Genomic DNA, 17,695 nt, shown 5'->3' on the forward strand with positions numbered 1-17,695 from the left:
ACAGATTCTTTTGGTATATTTGATATAGATTTTATTGATTCGTTTTCTCAACTTATAGCAAATACCGCTGCTAACAAGCACAATTAAATTCTACACAAAAAACTGCTTTACCATAATGAAAATCATTGCTTGGAATTGTAATATGGCGTTCAGAAAAAAAGCGGAATTTATTTTGGCTTACAATCCTGATATTGCAGTAATTTCTGAGTGTGAAAGTCCTGAAAAACTTAAATTTCCTGACGGAATACAAGTACCTACAGATATTCTTTGGTACGGAACAAATCCAAATAAAGGACTTGGCATTTTCTCTTATAGCGATTATCGATTTGAATTACTAAATTGCCATAATCCCAACATCAAAAACATTTTGCCTATTGCAGTTAAAGGCGGAAAAATTGATTTTACTTTATTCGCAATTTGGGCAAACAATCCCGCAGATAAAGATGGAGCTTACGTCACCCAAGTTTGGAAAGCTATTAATTTTTATGATGATCTTATTCAGGAAAAACAAACTATTTTGATGGGAGATTTTAATAGTAATACCATTTGGGATAAACCGCGGCGAGAAGGAAACCACTCTAATGTTGTCGATAAATTAGGATCGAAAAACATCTTTAGTACTTACCACAAATTTTTCAATCAGATACAGGGAAAAGAACAACATCCCACTTTATATATGTATCGCCATGAAAATAAGCCTTATCATCTTGATTACTGTTTTGCTTCAAATGACTTTATTGAAGTTTTAGAAAACGTAGAAATAGGGAATTATCACGATTGGACTTTGTACAGTGATCACAAACCTTTAATAATTAAATTCAATATATAAACTATGAACAACACTTGGACAGACAGATGGAACGACCGTTACAGCAGCGAGGAATTCGCTTACGGCACAGCGCCCAACAAATATCTAAAAGAACAATTAGAAAAACTAAAAACCGAAAGCATTCTTTTCCCCGCTGAAGGTGAAGGTCGAAATGCTGTTTTTGCTGCTCAATTAGGCTGGAAAGTTTCAGCATTTGATATTAGTGCTGAAGGAAAAAATAAAGCTCTTAAACTTGCTGAAGCCAATGATGTCGAAATTGATTATCTAGTGGGAGAATTAGAAACGCTAAATTATCAAGAAGAACAATTTGATGCTATTGCACTAATTTATGCACACTTTCCGGCAGCAATAAAATCTTCAATTCACAAAACATTAGAAACTTATCTACGTAAAGGCGGAGTTATCATTTTTGAGGCTTTCAGTAAAAAACACTTAGAATATCTGGCTATCAACGATAAAGTTGGCGGACCAAAAGATATTGAATCATTATTTTCTATTGAAGAAATACAATCTGATTTTCCTGATTACGAAATCATTCAGCTAGAAGAAAAAGAAATCGAACTAAACGAAGGATTATTCCACAACGGAAAAGGTTCTGTTATTCGATTTGTTGGAAAGAAAAAATAACCTTTCTACAAAAACGTTTCGTAGAGATGTACACCAAATTTTACCTCAGTACATCTCTACACCATTTCACTTCAAAAATTAATAACTAACTAAACTACAGTTATTTAAATAAATTTATTTTGTTAAATTAAAAACTTTTATTTGTATTTTAGTACAAAAAAAGAAACTATCTACAAGCGGCAACCTAAAATAAATAAGGTTGTTTCTCATTTTGCATTGCCCTATTCTAAAATTAGTATCAATTTTAAATACCTTAATAATGGCAAAATCAAAAACAATTGTATTAGTGCACGGAATGTTCGTGAATGATAGTAGCTGGTCTGAATGGAAAAATTATTATGAGCAAAAAGGATATACAGTATATGCTCCCGCAAATCCAGGACACGATGGTGATCCTGCAGCACTTAGAAAAAACATCCATCCGGAACTTGTTGACACAGGCTTTATAGCTGTAGTACAGAATATCGCAAAACTCATCGATACGTTGCCAGAAAAACCGCTTATAATTGGGCATTCGATGGCGGGACTAGCCGTACAAAAACTCATAGATTTAGGCAAAGCCGATGCTGCAGTAAGCATTAACGGCGCGCCTCCCAAAAATGTTTTTCCTCCATTTTCTACCGTAAAAATCGTTTGGCCTGCAGTAAACTTTTTTTCAAGTCAAGGCCATTTCTTAGGATCGAGAGACTGGTACAATCGTGCCTTTTTTAATACACTCCCAAAATCAGAACAAGACAAAGCTTACGATCTTATTGCAGTTCCCGAAAGTCGAAAAATTGGTCGAGAAACACTATTAAAATCTTTCTCTAATGCCGATTTCAAAAAACCACATCAGCCGATTTTATTTATTGGAGGAGGAAATGACAATATATTTCCGCCTGCTTTAACCAAAAAAATTGCAGCTCAATATAAAGATCCCAACAGCAGAGTTGATGTGAAAATTTACGATCAGAAAAGTCATTTTATCTGTGGCGAAAAAGGATGGGAAGAAATCGCAGATTATATACTAAATTGGTACTCTAATTTATAAACGTATAAAGAGACGTACAAAATCAAAAAACTAATTGTACGTCTCTAAATTATAATTAAAATTACGTAATCAATTTAAATCGAAAAATATTTATGTTCCATAATTTCAGAACGTAGTTGAGCAACAGCCAAAATCCCAATTTTTTTTCCAACGGTTTTAATCAGCATTTCTTTTTTTAGAATAGAAATTACGCGAATAGCTTGTTCTTCTGTTGTTCCGGCGAAATCAGCAATTTCTTTTCTGGATAGTTCAATATCAATTAAATCATTCCTATGACCAAACTTACGATGAATGTACAGTAACAAATCAATAACACGCTCACGAACATTCATATGAGCAATTTTACGAATATTGTTCTCACTTTTATTCAGTTCATCAGCATAAAATAACATCAAAGCATAAGTAAACTCAGGAATGCTTTGAAGAATTTCTAACATCGTTTCGTTACTAAAATTACATAAAACAGTATCTTCTAAAGCAGAAGCCCCAATTAAATATCTTTTACTGGTTCCAAATCCGCGAAAACCTACTGTATCTCCATTTTTTGTTAACCGAACAATTTGTTCCCTTCCATTAATTCCGGTTTTTATTGTTTTTACTTTTCCTGAACAAATAAAAAACAGCCCTTTTATAGGATCACCTTCTTTAATGAATGAATTCGATTTCTTGCAAATAAAAGTCTGTTTCCTTACAACATATTCTTTCATTTGTTCTAAGTGCAAATGTTTCTTAATGAAACAATTTTCATTAAGACAAGTATAACAAATAGGAAGTTCTTCTTTCATCAGACCAGATTTTATACATTTTACAATAAATTCCGATTGCTTTTTTATTTTCATCAAAAGTAGAAAAATAAATCCTAAAAATAAGTATTAATACGTAAAAATACTTATTTTTGTTTTGAAATAAATACGTGATTTATTTAGTTTTAAAAACAAATTAATCAGTAGTATCAAAAAAAGACTGTAATGCAAAATACCAAAATCAAAACTACCTGTTCGTATTGTGGCGTTGGCTGTGGCATAATTGTTACCAAAGATGCCAAAAACAGCATAATGGTTACGGGTGACAAAGACCATCCGGTAAACAAAGGAATGTTGTGTTCTAAAGGAATGAATTTGCATTACGTAGTCAATGATACCTCAGACAGGCTTCTATATCCTGAAATGCGCGGCAGTAAATCCTATCCGCTCGAACGCGTAAGCTGGGATACGGCACTTGATCGCGCTGCAGCGGTTTTTACTTCTATCATAAAAAAACACGGTCCGGATAGTGTTGGATTTTATATTTCAGGCCAATGTTTAACCGAAGAATATTATTTGGTAAACAAACTGGTAAAAGGCTTTCTAAAAACCAATAATATCGATACCAACTCAAGATTGTGCATGAGTTCGGCTGTTGTGGGTTATAAAAAAACGTTTGGAGAAGACAGTGTACCCATTGCTTATGACGATATCGAACTCGCCGATACGTTCCTGATTACTGGCGCCAACCCCGCCTGGTGTCATCCTATTTTATTTAGAAGAATAGAAAAACACAAAGAGAAAAATCCGAAAGTAAAAATCATTGTTATTGATCCAAGACGAACGGATACAGCTGCTTTTGCCGATTTGCATTTGCAGATTATTCCGGGTTCTGATATTATTTTATACCACGCTATGGCCAAACGTATCATCGAAAAAGGATACGTAGATCATGATTTTGTAAAAAATAATGCCGAAAATTTCAAACAATACAAAGATCTAGTTTTAAGTACTTCGCTAGAAAAAGCATCAAAGATTTGTGGCATTTCTGTTAATGATATTAAACTTGCTGCTGATACTATTGGCAAAGCCAAAGGTTTTATCTCACTTTGGGCTATGGGATTGAATCAAAGTGCTGTTGGAGTGGATAAAAATACTGCTTTATTGAATTTATCTTTATTAACGGGACAAATAGGAAAACCGGGTTCAGGACCATTTTCACTAACAGGACAACCCAATGCCATGGGCGGACGTGAAGTTGGCGGAATGGCAACACTTCTCGCTGCACACAAAGACATTGCAAATCCCGAACATCGCAGAGAAGTCGCCGATTTTTGGGGAGTTGATGCAATATCAGATCAACCGGGTTTAACGGCAACTGAAATGTTTGAAGCACTGGAATCCGGTAAAATGAAAGCCATTTGGATTATCTGTACCAATCCCCTAGTAAGTTTACCAGATTCCCGACGTATCGAGAAAGCATTGCAAAAGGCTAAGTTTGTTGTGGTTCAGGATATTTCACACAACGCAGATACTTCAAAATATGCGGATTTATTATTGCCTGCAGCCGGTTGGTTAGAAAAAGAAGGTACAATGACCAATTCTGAACGTCGTATTTCTTATTTACCTAAAGGAATCAATCCTCCGGGCGAGGCCCTTTCTGACATTGAAATTTTAATTCGATTTGCTAAAAAAATGAATTTCAATGGTTTTAATTTTAATAGTGCCGAAGAAATCTACAAAGAACATTGTGCTCTTACTAAAAATACAAACATCGATATCTCCTTTTTAAATTATCACCGATTAAAAACCGAAGGTACTTTTCAATGGCCTGTACCGGATTACGGACATCCGGGAACTCCTCGCCTGTTTACCGATAAAAAATTTTATACGCCATCGCAAAAAGCCATTTTCAATTTACCAACGACTATAGAAAATACGTCAGAACAACCGAGTCCGCAATTTCCGTTTATCTTAACAACAGGACGCGTTCGCGATCAATGGCACACGATGACCAAAACCGGAAAAGTATCCAGATTAATGACGCACACGCCAAGTCCGGTTTTGGAAATAAACCCAATTGATGCTTATAAATCCGACATCAAAAATGGTGATATTGTTATTGTTTCCAGCAAAAATGGAGAAGTTCGCGTAAAAGCGAAAGTTACAGATGCTATTAAAGAAAAAGTCCTTTTCCTGCCCATGCATTGGGGCAAACAACTCGAAAATGATTTAAACAGAACCAATAATTTAACCAATACGCTTGTTGATCCTATTTCTAAAGAACCTGATTTTAAGTACACCACGGTTGCTATTAGTAAATATGTAAAGCCTTTTCAGAAAATTGCAATCATAGGTGCGGGAGCTGCCGCTTTCAGGTTTATTCAAAACTATCGTGAGTTCAATTCAACAGATGAGATTGTCGTTTTTTCGAATGAAATGAATCCATTTTACAATAGAGTTTTACTTCCGGAATATATGACTGGCGAATTTAGCTGGGATCAATTGCTAAAAGTAAAAGATGGTGAAGCTTTAAACAAACTAAAAATTACCATGAATGCTGGTATTGCTATCACTAAAATAGATTCTAATACAAAAACAATAACAGATAGTTTAGGCGAAACTCATACTTACGATTCGTTAATCATGGCTACAGGAAGCCGTCCTTTTGTTCCTGAAAATGCACAACTTCATCTTCCGGGCAGATTTACCGTAAGAAGAAAAGAAGATGCCGATCGTTTAAAAAAACATCTCGACAGTACTAATTTACCTCCCGAAGAACAACATGTTGTGATAATTGGCGGAGGCTTGTTAGGTCTTGAATTGGCCGCTGCCTTAAAACATAAAAAAGTAAAAACGACAATTGTTCAAAGAGCGTCGCGCTTAATGGAACGTCAATTAGACCGAATTTCAAGTAAATTATTGGCCGAAGAAGTTCAGCTTCGTGATATTCAGATTTATTTTGATAATGAAGTAAGTACCGTTTTTGAAACCGATACTCCTAATGAAATAGAAATTGCCTTAAAAAGCGGCAGAATCATCACAGCAAATGCGATTGTTTATACTATAGGAACGATTCCAAATATAGAAATTGCAAGAGAAAGTGGTCTTGCCTGCGGACGTGGCGTAAAAGTAAATCAGTATTTACAAACCTCAAATCCGGATATTTTTGCTATTGGAGAAATAGCAGAATTCAACAATAAACTATTCGGAATCACTTCTGCTGCCGAAGAACAGGCGGATATTCTGGCCAACTTTTTAGCGGGAGATATTAGTAGTTTTTACAAAGGTTCTATTTTAATGAATATTCTTAAACTCGAGGATATAAACCTGTGTAGCATTGGCGATATCGAAATTCCGGAAAATGACGATTCATACGAAGAAATTGTTTTTGCCGATCTAAAAAAACGTTATTACAAAAAATGTATCGTAAAAGATGACTTGCTTGTAGGCGCAATTTTAATGGGAGATAAAAACGAATTTGCCGAATTTAAAACCATGATCGAAAGCAAAATCGAACTATCAGACAAACGAAATTTATTACTTAGAGGAAGCTCAAATGCAAAACCTGTTCTGGGAAAATTAGTTTGTTCCTGTAGTCAGGTTGGTGCCGGAAACATAGAAGAAACCATAAAAAGCGGCGTAAATAATTTTACCGATTTATGCAAAAACACCGGCGCAGGATTAGGCTGCGGAAGCTGTAAAACAGAAGTTAAAGAGATATTAGCGAAATGTAAAATTTAGTTTTCAGTCGCAGTGCCAGTTTTCAGTGACAACTGGCACTGCGACTGAGACTGAGACTGTGACCGTGACTGCGACTGAGACTGAGACTGAAACCTGAAACCTGAAACAAAAAAAACATGGAATTGACAAGATTAATAGTAAAAGGAGGCGTTATTTCGCCGGGAGAATTAAAAGAAGTAGTCAATATGGCGATGGATCAGGGATTAGATTCTATTTCGTTTGGTTCAAGACAGGATATTATTTTCCCAAAAGGATTCAAAACCTTAGATAAGGAGCAATTAGGTAAACATCATTTTGTTTTTCCTGAGCAAAAAAGCGGCAATAATATTGTTTCATCTTATGTTTCTACAGACATTTTCAGAAATACCAGTTGGCTTACCGGCAACAAGTTTTTATATATTCTCGAGCAATTTAAAGAGCAGCCCAAACTAAAAGTCAATATAAACGATCCCAAGCAGCAATTGGTTCCGTTGTTTACCGGCCATCTTAATTTTATTGCTTCAGAGCATGAAGATTATTGGTATTTATACATTCGTTTGCCCAATTGGGAACGCATGGAAGTATATCCAATCCTCATCTATAGTTGGGATATTGCTCAGTTTTACTACGAAATCGAAAAAATCACAGCCGAAGGATCCATTGGTATCGACATGATATTTGCCCTCGTTAGCGAAGCTTTAGACACCAATAACCGAACGATAGACAAGCCGCTAACGATACCTTTTTATCCTTTTCCTTATTATGAAGGCATGAACCGAATGGGAATTGACCAATATTGGCTGGGTTTGTATTGGAGGAATAATTTATACGATTTAGGTTTTCTTAAAGAAATGTGCGATTTGTGCTTTGATTGCAAAATCGGAAAAATATGTATTACACCCTGGAAATCCTTTATTATAAAAGGAATCCCTAAAGATCGAAAACTCGAATGGGAAAAATTTCTGGGCAAACGAGGCATCAATGTCCGCCATTCTTTATTAGAACTCAACTGGCATTTGCCTGTAGCGGTAGATTGGGCTCTGAATCTTAAAACATATCTTGTTCGCACACTAGATCAATTCGACATCAGTACGTACGGTTTAACTTTTGGATTATCTGAATACAATCGCGATGGACATTATTTTACATCGATTGTAGTCGAGAAAAATGAATTACCAAAAGATCTCGAATCTATTAAAATTCGAGATACTTATAATGTGTTATATGCGAGGAATTTCGATGCCAATACACGCGAATATATCGTGCATTCGCAAGATATAGACAAACTCGAACTGCCTACAATATTAATCGAATTAAGTAAAAAGTATTTCGAAGAACTCGGAAACTCTGTACCCGAAACAACAGAAAATTTACAGAAAAAAGAAAAAGCACCACTCGATATTTACCAATGTCAGGAATGCCTAACCCTTTATAAATCCGAATACGGAGATGAAAGCCAAGGTATCCCGAAAGGTATTTTGTTTACAGATTTAGCTCAAAGTTATTGCTGTTCGTTATGCGAAGCGCCTAAGAGTAACTTTAAAATTGTAGAAACTGTCGAGAGTTAATTTAAAATCTTCTTTAATAATTTTCAGGAGCTAATCCAGCTGTCCGCTATATCTTTTGTGCCTCCCGATAGCTATCGGGACGAGCACAAAAGGATGCCGCTTCCATCTGGGCTAGGATACTCGTTTTCAAAAGATAAGTTATTTAAACTACCATTTATTATTCGCTATCGTCTTACAAAGTAATTTGTTTATTTCTCAAGTAGAATTGTTAAGAGATTTTCGTTTTTTATTTTTAGCAAAAACTCAAACTATTAAAAATAAACGTGTTATAGTTAATTTTTATATAAAAACTTAACATTGAGAGACTTGTTTTATGTTTATCTTTACTTAACTGTTAATTAACAATTTAGTTACACTGTAACAATATACTCATCTAAAAACGCATCAATATGGAAAACGACAACGAAAAAGTTACCCCTGAAAAAATCGATTCGCCAACACCTGAAAATATTCAGCCAGTTGCAGAAAATAAAAAAACAGTAAATACTCCTGCTACAAAAACACCAGTTCGCAGAGCAGCAGCTACTAAACCAACAACAGCTGCAAAACCAGCCACAACAACAGCTACTACGCCAAAAGCTACAACAAAAACGGCAGCAACAACTTCTCCAAAACCTGCAACGAGAAGAGCTCCGGCAAGAAAAATTACTCCTGCTGCTATTGAAAAAACAGAAGAAATAACAACTCCAAAAGTAACAATCAAAGAACCAGCAAAAAAAGAATCTTCAGAAGCTAAAGCTGATGAAGCGACTGAAACAAAAGGAGAAAACAAGAAAGATAAATCAACAGATAAAAAGAAGAAAAAAGTGAAAGACAAAGACAAGGAAAAAGAGAAAAAGAAATTAGCGAAGAAAAAAGATCAGGCTAAAAAAGACAAAAAGAAAGAGAAAGCTAAAAAAGCAAAACAAAAAGCTGCTGCTAAGAAAAAAGAAAAAGCTAAAAAAGCTAAGGATAAAGCAAAAGCTAAAAAAATAGCTAAAAAGAAAGCTAAAGCTCAGAAAAAAGCAAAAGCTAAAAAGAAGAAATAATTTAGAAGGTTTAACTTGAAAAAGTTAGACCTTTTTTTATGCTCATTTTGTGTCATTGCGAGGAACGAAGCAATCGTACTAAAACCAAGCAAACTTGCCACGCAAACAAACAACACATCTTATGTGATTGCTTCGTTCCTCGCAATGACAAACTAAACGAAAATATTGTTATGAAAATGATTGTCCTAGCCCCGATAGGAGTGGAAATCCTTTTGTGCCGGTGTTCGCCACAAAAGATTGGAACGAATTGCTTCGCCAATTCGCACTTTCAGGCTCGGGTGCGGGATTAGCTCCTAAAAAATAACAGTTTAAACAAAGAGACTATCCTCCAATCGCAATCATACTACGATTATCGAAATGGAGTTTTGGATCGTCTATTTCTTCGAGTGTTACCATTCCGGCTCTCACCTTCTTTTTACTTTTAATCGATTCAGAAATCAAATTAGTAATCGATTCACCATTTCTAAAAGGTGTTAGCAAATCGGTTTCAGAATTAGAGAAAAGACAATTTTTTATTTTTCCGTTTGCAGTCAGACGAATTCTGTTGCAACCATCACAAAACGGATTTGTAATAGAACTTATAATTCCGAAATCGCCATGAAAACCTTTTATTTTATAAGTTCTGGCTGTGAAGTTTTTTTCGTCTTCTAATTTTTCAATTTCTTCAGAAGAGAAAGCATTCTCCAGTTCTGATAAAATTTCATTCTGAGAAATCATCTTACTTCTGTCCCACTCGTTTCCGGCAAAAGGCATAAACTCAATAAAGCGAACTGATAATGGCAAATGTTGCGTTAATTTGATAAAATCTACAATTTCATTTTCATTAAAACCTTTCATCAAAACTACATTTACTTTTACCTTAAAATCATTATTTAAAAGTAAATGCAAATTATCAACCACCTTCTCAAACTGATTTCTAAGCGTTACAGAATGAAATTTAGAAGCAATAAGCGTATCTAAACTCAAATTGATTTTATTGATCCCATAGCGCTTTAAAGTCTCAATATGGCGATCGATCAAAATACCGTTTGTTGTAATCGAAAGAGCAATTCCCAGAGTGGCTAATTTTGAAGCAATTTCAGGAAAATCTTTTCGCAAAAGCGGTTCGCCTCCTGTTAATCTAATTTTATCAACACCATTTTCTACGAAAGTTTGGGCAATCGAAAAAATCTCATCGGCCGTCATTAAGCTGGCTTTTGGAGACAATTCGATTCCGTCAGCAGGCATGCAATACGTACAACGCAAATTGCATTTCTCTAACAACGAAATACGCAAATAATTGTGTTTTCGTCCAAAATCATCCGTTAAAATGGTTTTAGAGGCTGTCATGATTTTTTCCTTTTAAAATATGAAAAACGTGCAATACATGAGGAAATACGGCATCCATAGATTCTCTGGCTCCGTTTGTTGATCCCGGCAAAGCCAAAACCAAACTTTTTCCTAATGTTCCTGCAACTGTTCTTGATAACATAGCATAAGGCATTCGTTGCTGACCATAATTGCGAATCGCTTCTTCAATTCCTGGAATTCTGCTTTCCAGTAATGGCGATAAGGCTTCTGGCGTAACATCTCTTGGAGATAATCCTGTTCCTCCGGTAAAAATGACCAATTGATGTTCTTTGGCGAAAGCCTTGGTTTTTTCCTGAATAATATCTAATTCGTCAGGAATAATTTCATAATGCGCTGTTTCTACTCCGCACGCATTCAGTTTCTCAACAATAACTTTTCCGGAACGATCTTCTTTATCACCCGCAAAAATAGAATCAGAGCAAACAAAAACTGCGGCTTTGATTACATTCGAAAATTTATTTTTAAAAGATGATTTTCCGCCATCTTTATTGATCAGTTTTATAGTCGAAATTTCAATTTCTTTGTCAATCGGTTTTAGCATATCGTACATTGTCAATGCTACAATAGATGCGCCGTGCATGGCTTCAACCTCAACTCCGGTTTTGTAAATAGTTTTTACATTAAAGATAATTTCGATCGTTAAACCTTCAATTTTATATTCTACAGCGGTAAACTCAATTGGAATTGGATGACAATCCGGAATCGATAAATGCGTATTTTTTACCGCAAATAATCCGGCCGTTTTCGCCATTTCAAATACATTTCCTTTTGGTACCAGATTGTTTACGACGGCATCAATTGTTTCCTGTTTGCTTACTTTTACAATTGCTGTTGCTGTTGCAGCTCTTAAGGTGTTTATTTTATGCGTAATATCAACCATTAGTATTTTGTTTCCAGGTGAATGTATCGTTTTCAAACATTTCTTTACCAAAAATTGGCACATCGGTTTTAATCCAGTTTACAATGGCTTCTGTCGCTTCATAAACCTGTTTGCGTCGTGTTGCCGAAACAAAAACGAACAAACAAATTTCACCTGCTTTTACAACACCTAAACTGTGATAAATATGCATACAGGTTAAGTCGAATTTGGCAAACGCTTTTTCTCGAATTGTATGTAAAGCCTCATTCGCCATATCTGTATAAGCCGAATAATCAATTGCTACAACAGTATTATCATGAATAACATCTGCACGAACTTGTCCTAAAAAAATATTATGCGCCCCAATCGTGTGTTTCGACTGATGTTTCGCAATCGACTCAGCGATAAATTCAGGAGCTATTGGCCCTTCTACAAATACATTTTTACTCATTATATTTTATTTTTAGCTGTGAATTTTACTCACAGATTTACACCTATTTTTTGCCACTAATTTCACGAATTAGTACAAATTAAACATTATGAAATTACTCTTAAAAACCATTTAATAAACTTTGTAATTCCTTTGTTCTGCTGATTGTTATTTGTGTTCTGCAATCAGCATACATTTTATTTGCCATCACACCGCCTTCGCCTTCCGGATAACTTTTAAATTTACAATTTGAGTCTCTAAATTTTATCCAGTCTTTTTGAGAGTTCACCAAATTTGTTTGATCTTTTGCCCCTAACTTCTTTTTTAACTGATTATAAATTGTATTCAATTGCTTATCAGCCTTTTCATAAGCCATATAAATTTCTGTTTCGCCCGTATAATCAACATGTTTTTGAGAGAAGGCAAATTGCGTAAAAAACAATAGAAACAATATTTTTTTCATAGAAGCACACTATTAAATTTAAAGAGTAATTTTTTCTTTTAATAATTGTTTCATTGCCAAAGCGCCTCCGGCAATACTTTTTATATTTTTAAACTGATGTTTCTTCAGCAATTCCACTGCCATTTTACTTCTGATTCCGGATTGACAAAAAATATAGATTTCCTGACCTGGATTCAGTTTTTCAATTTCATTCTCTAAATTCATTAAAGGAATCTGAATTCCATTTTTGAAGCTAATTTTAGGTTCTTCATCATAATTTCGAACATCCAGAAGAAGCACTTCATCAGAATCAATTTTACTCAGAATATCTTCTGCTAAAACTTCTTCGATTTCATTTTCATTGTTATTATACTTTTTCTGAAATTTTTCTGAATCAATTACAACATCTGTATTTTTATCAAAATCATATTTTTGCTGTTCATTATTCAAAATATTATACACTAGTATTTTACCACTTAAAACCTCTCCGGTTTCTAAAATCATTTTGACTACTTCGTTGGCCTGAAGCATTCCGATAATTCCAACTGTAATTCCAATTACTCCGGCATCTTCACAACTCGCCGAGTGAGTATTTTCATCAGGATACAAACATCTGTAAGTAGGTCCGTTTTGATAATTAAAAACCGAAACCTGACCCTGAAATCTAAAAATAGATCCGTAAACCATGGGCTTATTGGTTATTAAACACGCATCGTTTATGAGATATTTAATTGCAATATTATCTGTTGCATCTACAATAATGTCATAACTTTCAAATAAGGAAACGGCATTTTTTCCAGATAATTTCTCTATAATTGCATTCACTTTTACAAGCGGATTCAGTTCAGCAATCATCAATTTAGCTTCCTCTGCTTTGTATTTTCCAACAGCAGAACTTTTATAAATTACCTGACGATGTAAATTCGAAATCTCGATCACATCATCATCGACAATCCCAATTTTACCTACACCAGCCGCAGCTAAATAAGGTAGTATAGAAGCCCCCAAGCCACCTGCCCCAATAACCAGAACTTTAGCTTTAGATAATTTATGCTGACCTGCTTCTCCTATTTCCGGAAGGATCATTTGTCTGTTATAACGTGCTGTTGTATTCATGCCAATTTAATTTATCCTCCTGCAAAAGGAGGTAAAAGCGCCACAATATCATTAGTTTGTAACTTGTAATCTGCTGCTTTTGGTATAATTTTTTGATTTACTGCCACACTAAAAGACATGGCCTCAAATCGATATTTTTCTTCCAAATCCTGCAACAAATCCTGCAAGGATAATTCAGAAGAAGATATCTTTTCAAAACTACATTGTGTCTTTTCAGCTACAGCACCAAAATATTTAATCTCAATCATTATTTTAAATTTAAATTCTGAAAAATAAATTCATCTTCAAAATGTTCTTGAAAATAAGACGTCAGCCTTGAAGTATTTTTTACTACTTCTCCAATTACAATAATTGCCGGTGACGAAATTTCATTTTCAACCACTAATTTACGAATTGAACTTATCGTTCCTACTACTTTTTGCTCGGTATTTTTAGTTCCGTTTTGAATAATTGCTATTGGTAAATCATCTTTTCTATTTTGCTGATAGATCGAAATAATCTCTTCTAATTTATGCATTCCCATTAAAATAACCACCGTCGCATTCGATTTTGAAGCTAAGTGAACATCTTTAGACAATTCATGATTAGAGGTTGTTCCTGTAATTACCCAAAAACTTTCGGCTATCTGGCGTTGTGTTAGACTTATTCCAACCGAAGCCGGAACACCCAAAGCCGATGAAATTCCGGGAACAATATTGGTTGCTACGCCAAATTGTTCTGCATATTCAATTTCTTCACTTCCTCTTCCAAAAATAAACGGATCACCACCTTTTAATCGTACTACATGACCGTAACGATTTGCCATTGAAACAATCAATTCGTTAATCTGATCCTGCGTATAAGCATGACAACCCAATCTTTTACCAACAAAAACAATTTCTGCCTTTGTTGCGTATTGCAATAACTCTTCATTGACAAGCGCATCGTATAAAACAACATCAGCTTTTTCTAAAGCTTTGATTGCTTTTAACGTAATTAATTCTACATCGCCCGGACCTGCGCCTACAATCGTTAATTTTGGTGTTTTTAAATTTCGCATAGCTTTTAACTTAAATTGATGTTCAGGTCATTTACTTCGTCAACAGAATTAATATTAGTCAGATGAAAGTTTTCACTCTCGTCTATTGTGATAATTTGATGCGGAATCTTTGCTATCAAATTCATCATTTTTAAATCGTCATTATCAATTGCGCTTTTGATAATGGGTAATACTTTTTTAGAATAAATCCCAATTAAAGGATGCATTCTGCTTTCAGAAGCAAAAACGGTAATTTCCGCTTCCTGATTGTGTTTCGATATCAATTCTGATAATAATTCGGTAGAAATTAACGGAATATCACAACTCAGAATCAAATTAAATTCTGTTTCAGAATTTGTTAAAGCCGTATAAATTCCTCCCAAAGGCCCTTTATCAGTAATAATATCGGGTATTTTTTGGTATGCTAAATAGTCATATTCTTTATTATTAGTTATTAATTTTATCTTTGATGTAATGGGTAAAACTGCTTTAATAATATGCTCAATAAATGGTTTATTCTGAAACAGAACTAATCCTTTCTCTGATTGCATTCGAGAACTTTTTCCTCCACACAGGATAAAAACGGTTAGTGATTCCATATTAAATCATTTATAATTATAGTTATCTAACACATAGAAACATAGTTTTTCAGACCGCTTAAAAGTCGTTTCACTTTACATGAATACACATAGCTATGTGTGATAATGTGTTAGCATTATTACCTTTCCGCAAACTATAAAATCTATGTTTCTATATATTTAAAATTTAAACTCATTTTACGGAAAAATCAATTTTATACTTGCCATTAATATCACAGTTCCTAAAACAAATTTTAATGTTTTATTAGAGAAATACCCACTTCCGTAAAATCCACCTAAAACGCCTCCAATAACTGCAATTGGAACGAGATAAAAACTCTCGGTTGGAATCGTTTTTCCTCCTAAAAAGAATCCTAACATTCCTGCAAATGAATTCACAAAAATGAATAAACTTGATATTGCTGCAGATTCTTTAACGGTGGCCCAACCCAGGAACAATAAAATTGGACTGAGGATAATTCCGCCACCAATTCCTAACATTCCTGACAATAATCCTATTATAAATCCTATTGCCAATGCAAAAGGTAATTTGATTTCGACTGCTTCTTTTTCTTTAAAATTAAATATTCCAAACAATCTTAGTGCTGCAAAAACCAATACAAGACCTAAGATGATTTTATAAATCGTATTGTCTAACGTCACAAAACCACCAATAAACGCGGCAGGAACCGAAGCAATCGCAAAGGGATAAAACAGCTTTGGCTTGAAATAATTCATTCTGTAATAAAAGAAAAATGAAATGCTTGACACAAATAAATTCAACAGCAAAGCCGAAGGTTTCATAATCCCAACCGGAAAAGCAAAAATCGTCATCAAAGCCAAATATCCCGATGCGCCGCCATGCCCTACACTAGAATACAAAAAAGCAATCACAATTAACGCAGAGCTGAATAATATAATATTTTCGGAACTAAGAAGGCTCATAATTTTGTTTCGGGTTTTTATTTTTTTGTTTCAAGTTTCAAGTTTTTCTTGTTTAAGGCTTATGCTATATGTTTAAATTTACATACTGCCTTTCAAACGTTCACTCAATTCTCTTTATTCTATTCTCTTTATCTAAAAACTAATCTATTGGTAAAAGCGTAACGAGTTGTCCTTTTTTTAAACTTTCTACATCATTTGGAACAATTAATAAACTATTGGCGATAGCAAAAGTATTGAGCATTGCTGAACTCTGGCCGTTTAAAACTGTAACATGGGTTTCATCATACAACGCTTTTAAAAATAATGTTTTTCCGGTTGTATTGGTAACGTTATCATTTAATTTTCGAAGCATTTTCTTTAAATGAATATCCGAAAATCCCATTCTGTTTTTTATTGCCGGATATACATAAATATAAAAATTAGTTAATGACGAAGCCGGGTTTCCGGGTAAAGCAAAAACTAAAGTATCATTTTTAGATCCGAAAAACATTGGTTTTCCGGGTTTCTGATTGATTTTATAAAAAAGTTCCTGTACTCCGTTTTCTAGTAAAGCTTCTTTCACAAAATCATAATCTCCAACAGAAATTCCGCCTGAGATTAAAACGATATCATTTTTCTTTAAAATTTCCTTTAATGCTTTTTTAGTTGCTTTAAGATTGTCTTTTACTTTATAAACTTTCGTTTTTTTTATTCCGATGGTCTGAAGTGCAGCCTGCAACATCACGGAGTTACTTTCGTAAATTTTCCCTTTAGATAATTTCTGACCAGGTTCTACTAATTCGTTTCCCGTAACTAAAATTGCAACTTTTGGCTTTTTAAAAACTTCAACTTCAGTAATTCCTAAACAGGCTAAAAAACCAATTGCAGCGGGTGTAATTAAAGTATTTGCTTTAAAAACAACCTCTTCTTCTCCAATTTGCTCTCCTTTGTTACGAACATTAGCAAATTGTTCCGGCATTCTGGTAATTAAAATTGATTTTTCAGTCGCCATTACATGCTCTTGCATGATTACAGTGTCCGCATTATTGGGTACATGAGCGCCTGTAAAAATCCTTACTGCTTCATTTTCTTTCAGTTTTATTTTTGAATGATCTCCTGCCTGTGAAATACCAACTATATCATATTGATGTTTTTCGCTATGAATAAAAGCATAACCATCCATCGCAGATTGACGAAATGGCGGCATTGCAATTGGAGAATACACTGTTTCTGCCAAAATATATCCCAGTGATTTACTCACCTGAATTTTCTGAACTGGCATATTAGTGCTATTCTCTGCAATAATTGATAAGGCTTCTTCGACTTGAATCATGGTTGCTATTGTGTATATAAGCAAAAAATACTTATTACAAATATAAGTATTTTTACTTAGTTTAAATCATTAATAATCTAAAATTTTAAAAGAATAT

General features: G+C 34.3%; 17 protein-coding genes. 6 read left to right on the forward strand and 11 right to left on the reverse strand.

Going from position 1 to position 17,695, the window contains the following annotated elements; genetic code table 11:
* Positions 1-115: 115 nt before the first annotated feature.
* From L0669_RS20835 to L0669_RS20845, 3 genes are all read left to right on the forward strand, one after another.
* Positions 116-829, forward strand: coding sequence for an exonuclease/endonuclease/phosphatase family protein (locus L0669_RS20835; RefSeq protein WP_173971657.1), 714 nt, complete (start codon positions 116-118; stop codon positions 827-829).
* Between the two features lie 3 nt (positions 830-832).
* Complete coding sequence (locus L0669_RS20840) at positions 833-1,456, forward strand: class I SAM-dependent methyltransferase (RefSeq protein ID WP_263759797.1); 624 nt, start codon at positions 833-835, stop codon at positions 1,454-1,456.
* 259 nt (positions 1,457-1,715) lie between these two features.
* Positions 1,716-2,486, forward strand: coding sequence for an alpha/beta hydrolase (locus L0669_RS20845; protein WP_263759798.1), 771 nt, complete (start codon positions 1,716-1,718; stop codon positions 2,484-2,486).
* A gap of 74 nt (positions 2,487-2,560) precedes the next feature.
* On the opposite strand, the gene L0669_RS20850 is transcribed toward L0669_RS20845, so the two are convergent.
* Positions 2,561-3,271 (reverse strand): Crp/Fnr family transcriptional regulator, encoded by a 711-nt coding sequence (locus tag L0669_RS20850; RefSeq protein ID WP_263759799.1) that lies wholly within the window; start codon positions 3,269-3,271, stop codon positions 2,561-2,563.
* Positions 3,272-3,454: 183 nt separating this feature from the next.
* Between L0669_RS20850 and L0669_RS20855 the strand changes: the two genes are divergently transcribed.
* The 3 genes from L0669_RS20855 (at position 3,455) to L0669_RS20865 (ending at position 9,548) form a co-directional block, all read left to right on the forward strand.
* The gene (locus L0669_RS20855; protein WP_263759800.1) at positions 3,455-6,973 is read left to right on the forward strand and encodes a nitrate reductase; all 3,519 of its coding nucleotides are present in this window, start codon (positions 3,455-3,457) and stop codon (positions 6,971-6,973) included.
* A 116-nt stretch (positions 6,974-7,089) separates the two neighbouring features.
* Positions 7,090-8,520, forward strand: coding sequence for a rubredoxin (locus tag L0669_RS20860; protein WP_263759801.1), 1,431 nt, complete (start codon positions 7,090-7,092; stop codon positions 8,518-8,520).
* Positions 8,521-8,909: 389 nt separating this feature from the next.
* Positions 8,910-9,548 (forward strand): hypothetical protein, encoded by a 639-nt coding sequence (locus tag L0669_RS20865; RefSeq protein WP_263759802.1) that lies wholly within the window; start codon positions 8,910-8,912, stop codon positions 9,546-9,548.
* A 321-nt stretch (positions 9,549-9,869) separates the two neighbouring features.
* Here the strand turns inward: L0669_RS20865 and moaA are convergent, their stop codons facing one another.
* The 10 genes from moaA to L0669_RS20915 form a co-directional block, all read right to left on the reverse strand.
* On the reverse strand, positions 9,870-10,877 hold the full coding sequence (gene moaA / locus L0669_RS20870) for a GTP 3',8-cyclase MoaA (RefSeq protein WP_263759803.1): 1,008 nt from the start codon (positions 10,875-10,877) through the stop codon (positions 9,870-9,872).
* Positions 10,864-11,778: a bifunctional molybdenum cofactor biosynthesis protein MoaC/MoaB gene (gene moaCB, locus L0669_RS20875; protein ID WP_263759804.1), complete on the reverse strand. Its 915-nt coding sequence runs from the start codon at positions 11,776-11,778 to the stop codon at positions 10,864-10,866. The genes moaA and moaCB overlap by 14 nt, the downstream gene beginning before the upstream one ends.
* On the reverse strand, positions 11,771-12,208 hold the full coding sequence (locus L0669_RS20880) for a molybdenum cofactor biosynthesis protein MoaE (protein WP_173971648.1): 438 nt from the start codon (positions 12,206-12,208) through the stop codon (positions 11,771-11,773). The genes moaCB and L0669_RS20880 overlap by 8 nt, the downstream gene beginning before the upstream one ends.
* 100 nt (positions 12,209-12,308) lie before the next feature.
* Positions 12,309-12,650: a lysozyme inhibitor LprI family protein gene (locus tag L0669_RS20885; RefSeq protein WP_263759805.1), complete on the reverse strand. Its 342-nt coding sequence runs from the start codon at positions 12,648-12,650 to the stop codon at positions 12,309-12,311.
* A gap of 18 nt (positions 12,651-12,668) precedes the next feature.
* Positions 12,669-13,745: a HesA/MoeB/ThiF family protein gene (gene moeB, locus L0669_RS20890; RefSeq protein ID WP_263759806.1), complete on the reverse strand. Its 1,077-nt coding sequence runs from the start codon at positions 13,743-13,745 to the stop codon at positions 12,669-12,671.
* Between the two features lie 11 nt (positions 13,746-13,756).
* Positions 13,757-13,993, reverse strand: a complete 237-nt coding sequence (locus L0669_RS20895; RefSeq protein ID WP_263759807.1) for a MoaD/ThiS family protein — start codon at positions 13,991-13,993, stop codon at positions 13,757-13,759.
* Positions 13,993-14,784: a uroporphyrinogen-III C-methyltransferase gene (gene cobA, locus L0669_RS20900; RefSeq protein ID WP_263759808.1), complete on the reverse strand. Its 792-nt coding sequence runs from the start codon at positions 14,782-14,784 to the stop codon at positions 13,993-13,995. Before cobA ends, L0669_RS20895 begins: the two co-directional genes overlap by 1 nt.
* 5 nt (positions 14,785-14,789) lie before the next feature.
* A complete protein-coding gene (locus L0669_RS20905; protein ID WP_263759809.1) occupies positions 14,790-15,362 on the reverse strand; it encodes a molybdenum cofactor guanylyltransferase in 573 nt (190 codons plus the stop codon).
* Positions 15,363-15,539: 177 nt separating this feature from the next.
* Entirely contained in the window at positions 15,540-16,286 is a 747-nt protein-coding gene (locus L0669_RS20910) for a sulfite exporter TauE/SafE family protein (RefSeq protein ID WP_263759810.1), read from the reverse strand.
* A gap of 139 nt (positions 16,287-16,425) precedes the next feature.
* Positions 16,426-17,598: a molybdopterin molybdotransferase MoeA gene (locus L0669_RS20915; RefSeq protein WP_263759811.1), complete on the reverse strand. Its 1,173-nt coding sequence runs from the start codon at positions 17,596-17,598 to the stop codon at positions 16,426-16,428.
* Between the last annotated feature and the right edge of the window lie 97 nt (positions 17,599-17,695).

It is taken from the genome of Flavobacterium bizetiae (genome assembly GCF_024271895.1).
GTDB lineage: Bacteria > Bacteroidota > Bacteroidia > Flavobacteriales > Flavobacteriaceae > Flavobacterium > Flavobacterium bizetiae.